We start from the raw sequence: 285 nt of genomic DNA on the forward strand, positions 1-285 counted from the left end.
TGCCAGAGATATGAACCGTTTGGCAGACACATTAGCGCAGAACCAAATAGCTAGGCAGCAATGGATAGCGGATATTTCGCACGAGCTACGCACGCCGATTGCCGTGATCCGCGCGGAACTTGAGGGAATGATTGATGGCATTATCGCAAGCGATCCTGAACAACTTATGTCCCTTAATGAAGAGATCCAACGATTGACTCGGCTGGTGGACGATTTACATCAACTATCGCTATCAGACCGCGGTGCACTTACTTACAACATGGATAAAGAAAACCTTTACGATCT

1 pseudogene is annotated in these 285 nt (G+C 47.4%); it reads left to right on the forward strand.

Annotated elements, in window-relative coordinates:
• Positions 1-103: 103 nt before the first annotated feature.
• Positions 104-285: pseudogene (locus CWC11_RS23440) on the forward strand (ATP-binding protein); the annotation flags it as partial.

The sequence above is a fragment of the Pseudoalteromonas sp. S3178 genome (assembly GCF_005886985.1).
Taxonomy (GTDB): Bacteria; Pseudomonadota; Gammaproteobacteria; order Enterobacterales; family Alteromonadaceae; genus Pseudoalteromonas; species Pseudoalteromonas carrageenovora.